This is a genomic window from Enterobacter sp. WPR_3_1 (assembly GCF_003635055.1).
GTDB classification, from domain to species: domain Bacteria; phylum Pseudomonadota; class Gammaproteobacteria; order Enterobacterales; family Enterobacteriaceae; genus Enterobacter; species Enterobacter ludwigii.
The window spans coordinates 1,315,797-1,329,215 of the sequence record NZ_RBXU01000008.1; the positions used below are offsets into that span (position 1 = coordinate 1,315,797).

Annotated in this window: 14 protein-coding genes; 8 read left to right on the forward strand and 6 right to left on the reverse strand. The window is 55.6% G+C overall.

The window, feature by feature from the left end; translation table 11 throughout:
* Window positions 1-212: 212 nt before the first annotated feature.
* Both BJ887_RS08040 and BJ887_RS08045 read left to right on the forward strand, forming a co-directional pair.
* Window positions 213-410 carry a hypothetical protein gene (locus BJ887_RS08040; protein WP_008502331.1) on the forward strand — a complete coding sequence of 66 codons (198 nt, stop codon included), beginning with the start codon at window positions 213-215 and terminating at the stop codon, window positions 408-410.
* Between the two features lies 1 nt (window position 411).
* Complete coding sequence (locus tag BJ887_RS08045) at window positions 412-1,182, forward strand: hypothetical protein (protein WP_040017411.1); 771 nt, start codon at window positions 412-414, stop codon at window positions 1,180-1,182.
* Between the two features lie 86 nt (window positions 1,183-1,268).
* Here the strand turns inward: BJ887_RS08045 and BJ887_RS08050 are convergent, their stop codons facing one another.
* Window positions 1,269-1,853, reverse strand: coding sequence for a TetR/AcrR family transcriptional regulator (locus BJ887_RS08050; RefSeq protein ID WP_121339708.1), 585 nt, complete (start codon window positions 1,851-1,853; stop codon window positions 1,269-1,271).
* A gap of 103 nt (window positions 1,854-1,956) precedes the next feature.
* On the opposite strand from BJ887_RS08050, the gene BJ887_RS08055 reads away from it, so the two are divergent.
* A complete protein-coding gene (locus BJ887_RS08055; RefSeq protein ID WP_014169951.1) occupies window positions 1,957-2,424 on the forward strand; it encodes a DUF1348 family protein in 468 nt (155 codons plus the stop codon).
* 111 nt (window positions 2,425-2,535) lie between these two features.
* Here BJ887_RS08055 and BJ887_RS08060 read toward each other — a convergent pair whose 3' ends face one another.
* The 3 genes from BJ887_RS08060 to BJ887_RS08070 form a co-directional block, all read right to left on the reverse strand.
* Window positions 2,536-3,075: an ester cyclase gene (locus BJ887_RS08060; RefSeq protein WP_014169950.1), complete on the reverse strand. Its 540-nt coding sequence runs from the start codon at window positions 3,073-3,075 to the stop codon at window positions 2,536-2,538.
* Window positions 3,076-3,147: 72 nt separating this feature from the next.
* The gene (locus BJ887_RS08065; protein ID WP_229216820.1) at window positions 3,148-3,870 is read right to left on the reverse strand and encodes an SDR family oxidoreductase; all 723 of its coding nucleotides are present in this window, start codon (window positions 3,868-3,870) and stop codon (window positions 3,148-3,150) included.
* The gene (locus BJ887_RS08070) at window positions 3,867-4,979 is read right to left on the reverse strand and encodes an alkene reductase (RefSeq protein WP_121339710.1); all 1,113 of its coding nucleotides are present in this window, start codon (window positions 4,977-4,979) and stop codon (window positions 3,867-3,869) included. The genes BJ887_RS08065 and BJ887_RS08070 overlap by 4 nt, the downstream gene beginning before the upstream one ends.
* Window positions 4,980-5,078: 99 nt before the next feature.
* On the opposite strand from BJ887_RS08070, the gene BJ887_RS08075 reads away from it, so the two are divergent.
* Complete coding sequence (locus BJ887_RS08075) at window positions 5,079-6,014, forward strand: LysR family transcriptional regulator (RefSeq protein ID WP_121339711.1); 936 nt, start codon at window positions 5,079-5,081, stop codon at window positions 6,012-6,014.
* A gap of 36 nt (window positions 6,015-6,050) precedes the next feature.
* On the opposite strand, the gene BJ887_RS08080 is transcribed toward BJ887_RS08075, so the two are convergent.
* Window positions 6,051-6,419: a MerR family transcriptional regulator gene (locus tag BJ887_RS08080; protein WP_121339712.1), complete on the reverse strand. Its 369-nt coding sequence runs from the start codon at window positions 6,417-6,419 to the stop codon at window positions 6,051-6,053.
* Between the two features lie 96 nt (window positions 6,420-6,515).
* Here BJ887_RS08080 and BJ887_RS08085 point away from each other — a divergent pair, with 96 nt between their 5' ends.
* The 4 genes from BJ887_RS08085 (at window position 6,516) to BJ887_RS08100 (ending at window position 12,462) form a co-directional block, all read left to right on the forward strand.
* Window positions 6,516-7,334, forward strand: a complete 819-nt coding sequence (locus BJ887_RS08085; RefSeq protein WP_121339713.1) for an SDR family oxidoreductase — start codon at window positions 6,516-6,518, stop codon at window positions 7,332-7,334.
* A gap of 273 nt (window positions 7,335-7,607) precedes the next feature.
* Complete coding sequence (locus BJ887_RS08090) at window positions 7,608-8,222, forward strand: TetR/AcrR family transcriptional regulator (RefSeq protein ID WP_121339714.1); 615 nt, start codon at window positions 7,608-7,610, stop codon at window positions 8,220-8,222.
* A gap of 74 nt (window positions 8,223-8,296) precedes the next feature.
* Window positions 8,297-9,406 (forward strand): efflux RND transporter periplasmic adaptor subunit, encoded by a 1,110-nt coding sequence (locus tag BJ887_RS08095; protein WP_121339715.1) that lies wholly within the window; start codon window positions 8,297-8,299, stop codon window positions 9,404-9,406.
* Window positions 9,403-12,462, forward strand: coding sequence for an efflux RND transporter permease subunit (locus BJ887_RS08100; protein WP_121339716.1), 3,060 nt, complete (start codon window positions 9,403-9,405; stop codon window positions 12,460-12,462). Before BJ887_RS08095 ends, BJ887_RS08100 begins: the two co-directional genes overlap by 4 nt.
* Here BJ887_RS08100 and BJ887_RS08105 read toward each other — a convergent pair.
* Entirely contained in the window at window positions 12,385-13,365 is a 981-nt protein-coding gene (locus tag BJ887_RS08105; protein WP_079231069.1) for a LysR family transcriptional regulator, read from the reverse strand. The two genes, BJ887_RS08100 and BJ887_RS08105, sit on opposite strands and share 78 nt — an antisense overlap.
* Window positions 13,366-13,419: the final 54 nt, after the last annotated feature.

Sequence of the window (13,419 nt, forward strand, 5' to 3'; positions counted from 1 at the left end):
ACACAATTAACGTTATTTGTCCAAGTTTGTGTAAAACTATTTTTTATTTGTATTATTTTTCATAAAGTTACACATGTGTTGTCGATGCTTTTTTCAGAACATTTTCTGACGCACCTGTTTCCCGTTTTGCTTTTCAGTTTTACCTTAAGGCGCATTTCCCCTTCTTCTTCCAGACTTATCCTTTTTAATCATAAGGATGAGGAAACCCCGTGATGAAACGTTTCTTTCTGTCACTTTTCTCCAGTCCGGAATCATTGCTCCAGGTGATGAGCCAGCAGGAAATTATCGAAGCCGTGGAGGATGGCGATCGCATCATCATCGACCAGGACGGGAACGCCTCGGTGAACTACAAGAGCAACGAGGTGCGACAGGATTTCCTGCGTCATGTTAACGCGCTGAAGAGGGCCTGATATGGGAACGGCTATCTTTATGGTGCTGATGGTCTGTGGGTACTGGTACACCAGCCGTGACCTGTCGACCCGTTTTAAAATCAAGCGATCTTTCGGCTGGGATGTCTATTTTCTCGTTGCCCTGTATGGCTGTATCTTCGTTCTGCAAGGGGTGATCGCCACGGGGCTGCTCTGGCTGTTGCTCTATGCACTTTCTGCCGCCGACAACACCTTCCACTTCACGGCGCAGACCTATGCCGACTGGCAAATAGATTTTATGAACTGGAGCTTTTTAGGTATTCAGGCGCCGGTTGTCGTCATGCTGGCCTTCGCCATCCTGTTTTGTCTTTATCGTTCTAACTGGGCAGGCAGCGCCAGGCTGGACGGTGAAGGCAGGAAGAAGCTCTACAAACGTCTCGCGCAGTCGAGCGGTATCGAACAACTGCTGTATCAGTGTATGGAGCAAGGGGAGCTGGCGCAGGTGACGCTGCGCTCGAGACGGATTTATGTCGGCATGATCCACACCGCAACGCTCGAGTATGAAAAAACCGCCAATATCGTGCTGATCCCCATGCTAAGCGGCTATCGCGATGAAGAGACAATGCGGATTTGCATCGAAAATAATTACAGCAAATGGTATGCCCGCCACGACATTACTCTGGATTCAGAACCCGGAAGCGCAATGGACTTCAGAAAGGTGATCATGCTGAATCAGATCGAGAGTATTTCCCTGTTTGATCCGGCCAGTGCCAGCTCGCTGGCGCTGGCGGAACGGGCAGAAGATGATGACTAAAGGCAGGAGCCTGGCATTCACTGCCAGGCTCCGCGCCAGCCCTTCCATGCTAAGCGTATTTCATCGACGGCCGATCGTGCCCCGGGTCAGGCGGCGTGTTCTGTCAGCCGTTCTACTCCCTTTTTCAATGAGCTTATGACCTCATCCGCTGCGATCCCCATTTGCGCATGAATAATCGCGCCGTCGATCAGCATCATGATTTCATTAACGGTTTTCTCATCGGTTATGCCGGTCAGGGACGCTATTTTTGCCTTTGTTTCGGCTTTATGATTGCGGCAAATATCTTTTATTTCGCGTTCATTTTCTTCAGATTTTGCTTCTGCGCTGGCATTAATAAAGGCGCACCCATGGAATAACGGCGAAATAAACCATTCATACAGCGTGTCAGATAATGCACTGGCCGGGGTTTTACCCGCAGCAAGATGTCGACGCAGCGTGCTTTCAAACCAGTCAATCCATATTCCGTGTCGATAGTGGAGATAGGCAACAATCAGTAAACTTTTTCCCGGAAAATGGCGATAAAACGTCACTTTCGTGACTTTAGCCTGCTTGATAATGGTATCCACGCCCGTTGCTTTAAATCCGCTGGAATAAAACAGATCGTGCGCGGTCAGCAAGATTTTTTCCCTCACACTGATTGTTTTATCGTTATTCAAGTTGACTCTGTTCACAGATCGACGGCCTCAATTGACAGGTTGACAGCGTTATTTTTCAGGCTTAGATTAACACCAGTAGACAGACCTGTCTACCTAATACCAACCAGAGGTAGCCGAAATGAACACACGCCCCCCTTTACCGCCTTTTACGCGTGAAAGTGCCATCGAAAAAGTCAGACTGGCAGAAGATGGCTGGAACAGTCGCGACCCGGCCAAAATCGCACTTGCCTATTCGCTCGATACCCAGTGGCGAAACCGCGCGGAGTTTGCCACTAACCGTCAGGAAGCACAGGCATTCCTGGAGCGCAAATGGAAAAAAGAGCTGGATTATCGTCTGATCAAAGAGCTGTGGGCATTTACGGAAAACCGTATCGCCGTGCGCTATGCCTATGAATGGCATGATGATTCGGGCAACTGGTATCGCTCTTACGGTAATGAAAACTGGGAATTCGAGCCGGATGGTCTGATGAAGCGCCGCTTCGCCTGCATCAACGATATGCCGATAAAAGCGTCTGAGCGCCTGTTTCACTGGCCGCTGGGCAGACGTCCTGATGACCACCCTTCACTGAGCGACCTGGGGCTGTAGGTTTCGTCAGGATCATGCTTCGCCATTACGGGGGGTCATACGCTCCGGGTAACCTTTCGGTTACCCGGGCGGGCTTATCTTTTACACCATGAAAAAGAGGCAGACTATTATTTAAATCACACCCAACTGTTTCATCAGCGTCAGGTTATCTTCGATATGCCAGTTGGACACTATTTTACCGTTGCCGATCTCATAGATATCCGTCGCGATAAAATCCACGTTCTGACCTTGCCCTTTTATTTTGCCAAATGTCCCGCTGAAATGACCGTGGAAATGCAAATGGGACACGACACGATTCCCCGTAACGATCATTTGTTCCACCTCGCAGCGTAAATCCGGCACCGCGGTGCGAAATGCCCTCGAGGCCATAATGGCGCCCTCTGGCCCCTGTTTACGGCCTTCCGGTGGGGTTTTATCTACAAAATTAACCGCCAGCGCTTCCCGCGCCAGAGACTCTTTGCCGGTATCCCAGAACGTGGCATACGTAACGGCCGCATGTTCGCTCGCCGTTAATTGCGTTTGCGACAGCGTGTTATCCACAATAAGAAGATTCGGTTTCACCCGGTCGCTCTGGGCCGAATAAGCCACGCCGGATACGCCAGCCAGAATTAACGCCAGCACAGCTGGACGTGCATATGTTGAATATTGCATAAACGCTTACAACCTGTGATTAAGTTTCCGCCAGCATGTTCACTGCCGGAATCAATTCGGATCAACACGGGGTCAGTTAAGTAATGCCCCGCCCTCAATATCAATCACCGAGCCCGTAACAAAGGCATTATCGATGGCAAAGAGATAGCCCTGAGCAACGTCTTCCGCTCGTCCCCACGCTTTAGCGGGCAACGTCTGTGCTGCAACAGTCAGCATTTTTTCCCGCGCAGCCGCATCCATCCCGGCGTGGGCTTCGGTATCGGTCAGACCCGGGCTGATGACGTTTACGCGACGCGGTGAAAGTTCTTTTGCCAGCACTTTTGTTGCCGCCTCGATGGCGGCGTTCATGGTGGTTTTGACTATGGCACCGGCTACCACGCGGCGTGCGACAAATCCGCTGGTCAGCGTCAGCGTACCGCGTGGCGAAATATTCCCGCTCAGATACCTGGCGACATGCATGCTGCCCCAAAATTTGGTATCAAAAGCCAGTTTCGCCGCGCCAGAGTCGAGGCTGGAAAGCGGCCCTCCCGGTGCCTGAGAGCCGGCCGTGACAATAATATTGTCGACCTCACCCAGCGTTTCGCTTAACGCGATCACCTCTGCTTCATTGCTAATATCGAGGACGAGGGTCTCAACAGAGGCGGGAGATGGACTGAACCGCGCGCGGGCAGCGTTCAGTTTCTCTTTATTGCGTCCCGCGAGAATAATGTCGTCGCCGCGCTCTGCCAGGGCACGGGCTACAGCAAAACCAATACCGGACGCGCCGCCAATAATTAACGTTTTACGGGTCATCATTTTTCCTCACACAGGTTGTAAGTGGGGTAATCGGTATACCCCACCGCTGTACCACCAAAGAGCGTGGCGGGATCGCTGACGTCATTCAGCGGCCAGTGATGCGCCAGCCGCTGTGGTAAATCGGGGTTGGCAATAAACGGGCGTCCAAACGCAATCAAATCGGCATACCCTGCTGCGAGGATTTTTTCCGCCTTTTCGGGGGTATAATTTCCTGCCACGATCAGGGTTCCACGGAATGTTTCGCGCAGTTTTTTGCGGAAACTCTCCGGAACCTGTGGCGCATCATCCCAGTCGGCTTCCGCCAGGTGAATAAACGCAATGCCTCGTTGCTGGCACCAGGCCCCGAGGGCGAGAATGGCTTCGATGACCTGCGGATCGTTCATTCCCCGTTGTGTAATAAACGGCGAAAGCCGGATACCGGTGCGCTCAGCGCCAATGGCCTGCGCAATGGCATCGAGCACCTCCTGCGCGAAGCGGATCCGGTTCACGAGACTGCCGCCATACTCATCCGTGCGAATGTTTGACGTGGTTCTCAGGAACTGATCAATCAGATAGCCGTTTCCGCCGTGCACCTCCACGCCATCAAACCCGGCCTGAACGGCATTAAGCGCCGCCTGTCGGTACTGATCGACCACGAGCGCGATCTCTTTTCGCGACAGCACGCGTGGCGTCGGGCAGTCAACCATTTGACCTTCGCCATGTTCATTCACCACCCATACTTTCGCATCGGGTGCCAGCGCGGAGGGCGCGACGGGCAGTCCGTCTTCGTGAAAACGGGCATGAGACATCCGCCCCACGTGCCAGAGCTGGGAAAAAATCACCCCTCCCGCCTGATGGACCGCGCCGGTAGCGAGTTGCCACCCCGCAACCTGCTCTGGCGTATGGATCCCCGGAGTCCATGAATAGCCCTGGCCCTGAGGCGAAATCTGCGTGGCTTCGGTGATGATTAAGCCCGCGCTGGCCCGCTGTCGGTAATATTCAGCCATCAGCGTCGAGGGAATATTTCCCGGCTGAAGAGCGCGGGCACGGGTCATTGGTGCCATGACGATGCGATTTTTCAGGTTGAGATCCCCTAACCTGTAGCGTTCAAAAAGTGAGGTCTGGTTCATCTGGACGTCCCTTGTGGTTACGATGAAATCACTTTACAGGCGGCATCTGATTTTGATAATTACACTAAAATCAGATGCACTTTTCGGAAAATATGAATAATGGGTAAACTCGAAGATATGGCGCTGCTGGTTGAAGTGGCCGAGGCTGGCGGGCTTTCCGCCGCTGGCCGCCGCCTGTCACTTTCCCCGGCCACCATGACCGCCCGCCTCAAAGCGATTGAAGAACGCTACCAGACGCGCCTGTTTCACCGTTCCACGCGGGCTATCTCCCTCACCCGGGCGGGCGAAGAGTTTTACCATGCTGCACTGCGCGTGCTGGAAGAGATGCATCATGCCGAGTCGTTACTGGCACAAAAAGAGGGCGTGCTCAGCGGCAACATTCGTCTTTCCGCCCCCTCTGACTTTGGCAGGCAGTATCTCAGCCCCGCCGTCATGGCATTTTCCCGCCTGCATCCGGAAATCAAATTTTTCATTTACTTAAGAGAACACGTAGAGGATCTGGTCGCTAACCGGCTGGATATGAGCATTCGCTTCGGCAACCTGCCGGACAGCAGCCTGGTGGTCAGAAATATCCGTCCCAATCACCGGGTGCTGGTGGCGTCAGCAGCGTATCTTGACGACCAGGGTATCCCTGCCTCCTGTGACGCGCTGACGGCTCACCGCTGTCTGGCGCTGGAGTCGCAAGGGGTAGTGATGAATGAATGGCGGTTTGAGGTTGAGGGGAAAGAGCGCGTCGTTCGCGTAGAGCCTGCCATGGTCTGTGATGACGGAGCGCTGCTTCGTCAGTGGGCCCTCGACGGGGCTGGCATTGTGGGCAAATCGTGGTGGGACGTGAAGGACGATGTCGAGAAAGGAAGGCTGAAAGTGTTGCTTGCCGGAAGCTTCACCGGCTTTAGCCGGTTTGATCGCAAAGATGTCGGGCTACAGTTTGTCTACCCGCAACGGAAACTCCAGCCGCTTCAGGTCACCGCATTTAGCCAGTTTTTTATCGACTGGCTTAAAAAGACTGAACGCGGTGAGCTGATGACGTCGTGAAGCCGCCGGTTGCGTTAAACGGCCCGCGTCAGCCGTTTAAAATACATCAACACAGGGCTGACCGACTTTATGAAGGGCATCGGTCAAGCGGGTCCGAAGTTCATTCAGCGCCGCTTCTTTCTCCGCCAGTTGCGCCAGTTTGCGCCGCAAAGCGGCCTGTTTTTCCTCCGCGGTAAAGCGGTCATCAATCCAGACCGCCAGAACATCGGCGATTTCAGCCAGGGTAAACCCCAGCATTTTGGCATGCCCGATCAGCTTCAGCCGTTGTAAATCCACAGCCGAGTAGACTTTGTAGTTATTACTGCCGTTTGGCTGCGGAATTTTTTCCAGCAAGCCCGCCCTTTCATAATAACGCACCGTCTCTTTCGATAACCCAGTTCTGGCACACAGCTCGCCGATCCTCATCGCGTCGTTCTCACTTTGTAAAAATCACGCTTGACCGTGTACCTGAGTACACGGTTTATCCTGTGCCGCACAGACAGGGAAAACGGGATTTATGTTATGAATTCTTTTGATTATACAGGAAAAACAGCACTGGTTACCGGTGCATCCTCGGGCATAGGACGGGAGTTCGCCCGCCAGCTCGCGGCCCGTGGCGTGGGGTTGATCCTGGTTGCCCGCTCCGAGGCAACGCTGCAGGCGCTTGCGGCTGAGCTACACAAAACGCACGGCGTATCACTCACCGTTATCGTGCAGGACTTAACGCTGCCTGAGGCCATTACCCACATTGTGGAACGGCTGGAAGCGTTACGGCTTTATCCCGATATTTTGATTAATAGCGCGGGATTTGCCACCTACGGGCGATTTGAAAAGCTATCTCTGGCGCGCCAGCGTGAAGAGATCAACGTCAACTGCGTCGCCCCCGTGGCACTGGCGCACGCCCTGCTGCCCGCCATGCTGCGTAAAGGTTCAGGCGTGATGATTAACGTGGCCTCGACCGCTGCCATGCAACCGGATCCGTATATGGCAATTTATGGGGCAACAAAGGCATTTTTACTCTCCTTTTCGAACGCGCTGTGGGGAGAATACCGCGCTCACGGCATCCGCGTGCTGGCGCTTTGCCCCGGCGCAACGGATACCGCCTTTTTTGAGGTGGTGAATGCCGAGGAAGCGTCAGTGGGCAAAAGAATGCCAGCGCAGAACGTGGTCGCGCTGGCGTTACGGGCCGTGGATACGCAACGCAATACGCTGATCCCCGGCTGCGGCAACTGGCTGCTGGGCCAGTTACACCGGTTTGTCACCCGCCGACGTCTGGCGATCATTGCTGAAAAAGTATTACGACCTAAGCTCGCCGGTCAGGGGACGCGCTCAGACGCATAATCCCGTTCAGGTCAAAGCGTGACGTTTCAGTGCCGCGCAATTGCACTGAAACGCGCGCAACCTCTCGCAAAGACTGACAATATTCCGCGAAAAACAGTGATACACTTAGCTGACCTGGTTGATGATGCAGTCTTAACGGCTCAGGGCTAACGAGTATTATCCCTCGAGTTCCACAGACGACTGTGCATGTGCCATCTGCCCACTCAACCATGTGACCCAATTACCAAATGGTCACACGTTGTCAATCGGAGCCTGTCACGCTAAGCTGAAATAATGACTAAAGACATGAACACCCCATCCACACGTGGTCCACTCGATCACACGGTCCGAGAGCAAATCGTCGACGCTGCGTATGAGCACTTCGGCCATTACGGCTATGAAAAAACCACCGTCGCTGAACTTGCCAAAGCCATCGGTTTTTCAAAAGCCTATATCTATAAATTTTTTGATTCCAAGCAGGCAATCGGCGAGGTCATCTGCGCGAACCGTCTTGATATGATCATGGCGGCGGTCAATGCAGCCATCGCTGATGCGCCATCCGCAAGTGAAAAGCTGCGTCGTCTGTTCAGGGCGCTCACCGAGGCGGGAAGTGAACTGTTTTTCCATGAGCGTAAACTCTACGACATCGCCGCCGTTGCCGCGCGGGACAAGTGGCCTTCAACCGAAAGGTATTCAGAACGACTGCTGAAGCTGATTGAGAGCATTGTTGTCGAGGGCAGAAAAGCCGGTGAGTTCGAGAGAAAAACCCCTCTGGACGAAGCTACACTGGCGATCTATATGGTGATGTGCCCTTTCATTAACCCTGTTCAGCTGCAGTACAACCTCGAAGCCGCCCCGACCGCGGCGGTTGTCCTCTCCTCTCTGATTTTGCGAAGCCTCGCCCCCTGATTAGTGACCATTGACTTTATTGGTCACTAGAATGAGAATGCGGATACCGTCCTGTTAATGTAATAAGGGTTCCCATGCTCAGGCTTCATTCAGCCCGCCTTGCCGTATGCCTCCTGCCGTTTGCCCTGGTGGCATGCGGCGATAACCACGCCAGTGACGATCCGCGCACGCAGCCACCGCTTGTCAGGTCTGCGTCCGTGATCCCTGCGAACGAGACGTCACGCGCCTTTACCGGCGTGGTGGTGGCAAGAACGCAAAGTGATTTAGGCTTCAGGGTGCAGGGCAAAATTCTCGAACGTCTTGTCGATACGGGTCAAACCGTTAAGCAGGGTCAGCCTTTAATGCGTCTGGATCCTGTTGATCTGAAATTACAGGCGCAGGCCCAGCAGCGCGCGGTGGATGCTGCCCAGGCGCGCGCACGTAAAGCGTCCAGCGATGAGGCGCGTTATCGCGGCCTTGTGGCAGCCGGTGCAGTGTCGGCGTCGGAATACGACCAGATTAAAGCCGCAGCCGACAGCGCCAGAGCGGAGCTCAGCGCTGCCCGGGCACAGGCAGGCGTGGCGCAAAACGCCACCGGTTATGCCGTGCTACTTGCCGATTCAGACGGCGTGGTGATGGAGACGCTTGCCGAGCCTGGACAGGTGGTCAGCGCCGGGCAGGCGGTGATCCGTCTGGCCCGCGCGGGGCAGCGCGAGGCGCTGGTCCAGTTGCCGGAAACCCTGCGCCCTGCCGTAGGAAGTACAGCCCTGGCAACGCTCTACGGTAACGAAAAACAGCCCGTTAGCGCGAAGCTGCGCCTGCTGTCTGATTCAGCCGATGCGACCACCCGTACCTTTGAGGCCCGATACGTGCTGGATGGCGCGCTGGCGAACGCGCCGCTGGGGGCAACCGTGACGCTGAGCATCGAACACGGCAAAGGCGGCAGCCGGGTGATGCAGGTTCCTCTGGCGTCTCTCTACGATGCGGGGAAAGGGCCTGGCGTCTGGCGTATTTCCGCTCAGCCGACAAAAGTCGTCTGGCAGCCTGTCAGGGTGCTTAGCGTAGGGGATGATATCGCCAGAGTGACCGGCGGCGTACAGCCCGGAGAGAAGATTGTTGCGTTAGGCGTCCATCTTCTGCACGAAGGCGAAGCGGTCCGACTGGCGGAACAGCGCGATGCCATTCAGGCGGGGATGACACCATGAGTGGAGGTCGTTTCAACCTGTCAGCGCTTGCGGTACGCGAGCGCTCGGTCACGCTGTTCTTGATTATTCTGGTTACCCTTGCCGGTATTTTCTCGTTTTTTGGCCTTGGCCGCGCGGAAGATCCGCCCTTCACGGTTAAGCAAATGACGGTTATCACCGTCTGGCCCGGGGCAACCGCACAGGAAATTCAGGATCAGGTCGCCGAGCCGCTGGAAAAACGTCTGCAGGAGCTCAAATGGTATGACCGTACGGAAACGTATACCCGCCCCGGTATGGCGTTTATCACGTTGTCATTGCAGGACAAAACCCCGCCTTCTCAGGTTCAGGAGGAATTTTACCAGGCGCGAAAGAAACTGGGGGATGAAACCAAAAACCTTCCGGCAGGCGTCATGGGGCCGATGATCAATGACGAGTTTTCCGATGTCACCTTTGCCCTTTTTGCACTGAAAGCGAAAGGCGAACCACAGCGTCTGTTAGTGCGTGACGCCGAAGCCCTGCGCCAGCAGCTTTTGCACGTTCCGGGCGTAAAGAAAGTGAACATCATCGGGGAACAGGCCGAGCGGATTTACATCTCCTTTTCGCATGACCGTCTGGCAACACTGGGACTCTCGCCGCAGGATATTTTCACCACGCTCAACAGCCAGAACGCATTAACCGCGGCGGGCTCGATTGAAACGCGCGGGGCGCAAATCTTTATCCGCCTCGACGGCGCTTTCGATAAATTGCAGAAGATCCGCGATACGCCCCTGATCGCGCAGGGCAAAACGCTCCGGCTGTCCGACGTGGCAACGGTTGAACGGGGCTATGAGGACCCACCGACCCTGCAGATCCGTAACCAGCAAGAACCCACCCTCCTGCTCGGTATTGTGATGCGTGAAGGCTGGAACGGCCTGGCGCTGGGTAAAGCGCTGGATGCTGAAACGGCAAACATCAATGCCAATATGCCTCTGGGGATGACCCTGACGAAAGTCACCGATCAGTCGGTGAATATCCGCTCGTCGGTCGATGAGTTCATGATCAAGTTCTTCGTCGCCCTGCTGGTGGTGATGGTGGTGTGTTTTGTCAGTATGGGGTGGCGCGTGGGCATCGTTGTCGCGGCGGCAGTGCCGCTGACGCTGGCGGTCGTTTTTGTCGTGATGGAAGCCTCCGGTATAAACTTCGACCGCGTTACCCTGGGCTCCCTTATTCTTGCCCTCGGCTTACTGGTTGATGATGCCATTATCGCCATCGAAATGATGGTGGTAAAAATGGAGGAAGGCTACGACAGAATCAAAGCCTCCGCCTACGCCTGGAGCCATACCGCCGCGCCAATGCTGGCCGGAACCCTGGTGACAGCCATCGGGTTTATGCCGAATGGTTTTGCGCAGTCAACCGCCGGGGAGTACACCAGCAATATGTTCTGGGTAGTCGGCCTCGCCCTGATAGCTTCGTGGTTTGTGGCGGTGGTGTTCACCCCTTATCTGGGCGTCAAAATCCTGCCGGACATCGCAAAAGTCGAAGGCGGTCATGCCGCCATCTATGACACCCCGCGCTATAACCGTTTTCGTCATACCCTGAGCCGCGTGATCGCCCGAAAATGGATCGTCGCCGCGTCCGTCGTGGCCATCTTCACCCTCGCAGTACTGGGGATGGGGCTGGTTAAAAAACAGTTTTTCCCGACGTCCGACCGCCCCGAGGTGCTGGTGGAAGTGCAGATGCCGTATGGCACATCGATTGAGCAAACCAGCGCCGCCACCGCGAAAATCGAAGCGTGGCTGCGCAAACAGCCTGAAGCCAGCATCGTCACCGCCTACATTGGCCAGGGTTCGCCGCGTTTTTATCTGGCGATGGCCCCTGAGTTGCCCGATCCCTCTTTCGCGAAGGTTGTCGTCATGACGGACAGCGAGAAGTCACGCGAGGCGCTGAAGTTCCGCCTTCGCGAAGCGGTAGCCCGCGGGCTGGCTCCGGAGGCACGCGTGCGAGTCACGCAGCTGGTGTTCGGGCCTTATTCTCCCTTCCCGGTCGCCTGGCGTGTAATGGGACCGGATGTCAATAAACTGCGTGACATTGCAGAGAACGTTAAAGGTGTGCTGCAGGCCAGTCCGATGATGAGAACCGTCAATACCGACTGGGGTTCACGCGTACCGACCCTGCATTTCACCCTCGATCAGAACCGCCTGCAGGCTACCGGTTTAACGTCGAACGCCGTTGCCCAGCAGCTTCAGTTCCTGCTGTCGGGCGTTCCCATCACCTCCGTGCGGGAAGATATTCGCTCGGTACAGGTTACGGGCCGCGCCGCAGGTGATATCCGCCTTGATCCGGCGAAGATAGAGGGTTTTACCCTGGTGGGTAACGCCGGGCAACGCGTTCCGCTGTCACAAATCGGGGAGATTGAGATCCGAATGGAAGATCCGCTGTTGCGCCGTCGCGATCGTACGCCCACGATTACCGTGCGGGGAGACATTGCCGAAAACCTTCAGCCCCCGGATGTGTCAACCGCCATCATGAAACAGCTGCAACCCATTGTTGATTCGCTTCCACCTGGCTATCGCATCGAAATGGCGGGATCGATTGAGGAATCCGGCAAAGCCACCCAGGCCATGGCCCCGCTGTTCCCCATCATGATTGCCCTGACGCTGCTGATAATCATTCTGCAGGTGCGTTCACTCTCGGCCATGGTCATGGTATTCCTGACCGCACCGCTGGGGCTTATTGGTGTGGTTCCTACGCTGTTGCTTTTCAATCAGCCGTTTGGCATCAATGCCCTCGTCGGCCTGATCGCGCTTTCGGGGATCCTGATGCGAAACACGCTGATTCTCATTGGTCAAATCGATCACAACCAGAAGGACGGTCTCGATCCGTTCCACGCCGTGGTTGAGGCGACCGTACAGCGCGCGAGGCCGGTCTTACTGACGGCCATGGCCGCCGTGCTGGCGTTCATTCCCCTGACGCACTCCGTGTTCTGGGGAACGCTGGCCTACACGCTGATTGGCGGAACGCTAGGGGGAACCATTATTACCCTCGTCTTCCTGCCTGCGATGTATGCGATCTGGTTTCGGATCAAGCCCGCCGCCTGACGGTGCCAGGCTGGCGTCCGGGATAAGCCCGGCAATCCAGTCTGCAAAGGCACGCACTGCGGGAGAGAGAAAACGCTGATGGGGATAAAGCAACGTGACGGGCACCGAAGGCGGTTGCCAGTCAGCGAGAACCTCAACCAGCCTTCCCTCCCGCAGATGCGCTGAGACAATACTCTCAGCCAGCTGCGCCAGCCCGAAACCTTCAAGGCACATGTTGATATAAAGCCCGGTGGCATTTACGGCCGCTTCGCCGCGGACAGGGATGGAGACGGTCTCTGTCCCGCGGACAAAGCGTAACGCATCCGCCCGTCGGGTCTGATCGGAAAAATAGTGTATCGCCCGATGCTGTGATAAGTCGTCTGGCGAGCGGGGAGTACCGAACTTCCTGAGATAGTCCGGTGAGGCACAGGTCACCCAGCGAAACCGGCCCAGAGGACGGGCAACAAGAGTCGAGCTATTCAGATCCCCCGTTCGGATCACACAGTCCACCCCCTCCTGCACCAGATCAACCTGCCGATCGTTGACGCCCAGCATCAGGTAGATATCCGGATAAAGCCGGTAAAAATCTTTCAGGTGAGGCATCACGATGAAATCCGCGATCCCGCCCGGCATATCCACCCGCAAGCGTCCCTGCGGGCGCCGGACTGACGCCGTCAGGCTCGTTTCCGCATGCTCGATTAACGCCAGTATTTCCTGGCATTGCGCCAGATACTGCACACCTTCAGCGGTGAGGCTCACCCGCCTTGTCGTTCTGTTAAGCAGGCGCACCTGGAGGTAATTCTCCAGATTTTTTATGCTGCTGGTGACCGTTGACGAAGGCAGAGAAAGCGTTTCGGCTGCGCGGACAAAGCTTCCGGCCTGCGCTACCCGCATGAAGATCTGCATTGCCTGAATACGATCCATTTTTTCTCCCCCGACCGTCGCTCACATTATTCTTCGTAGATTATGAATAATGAA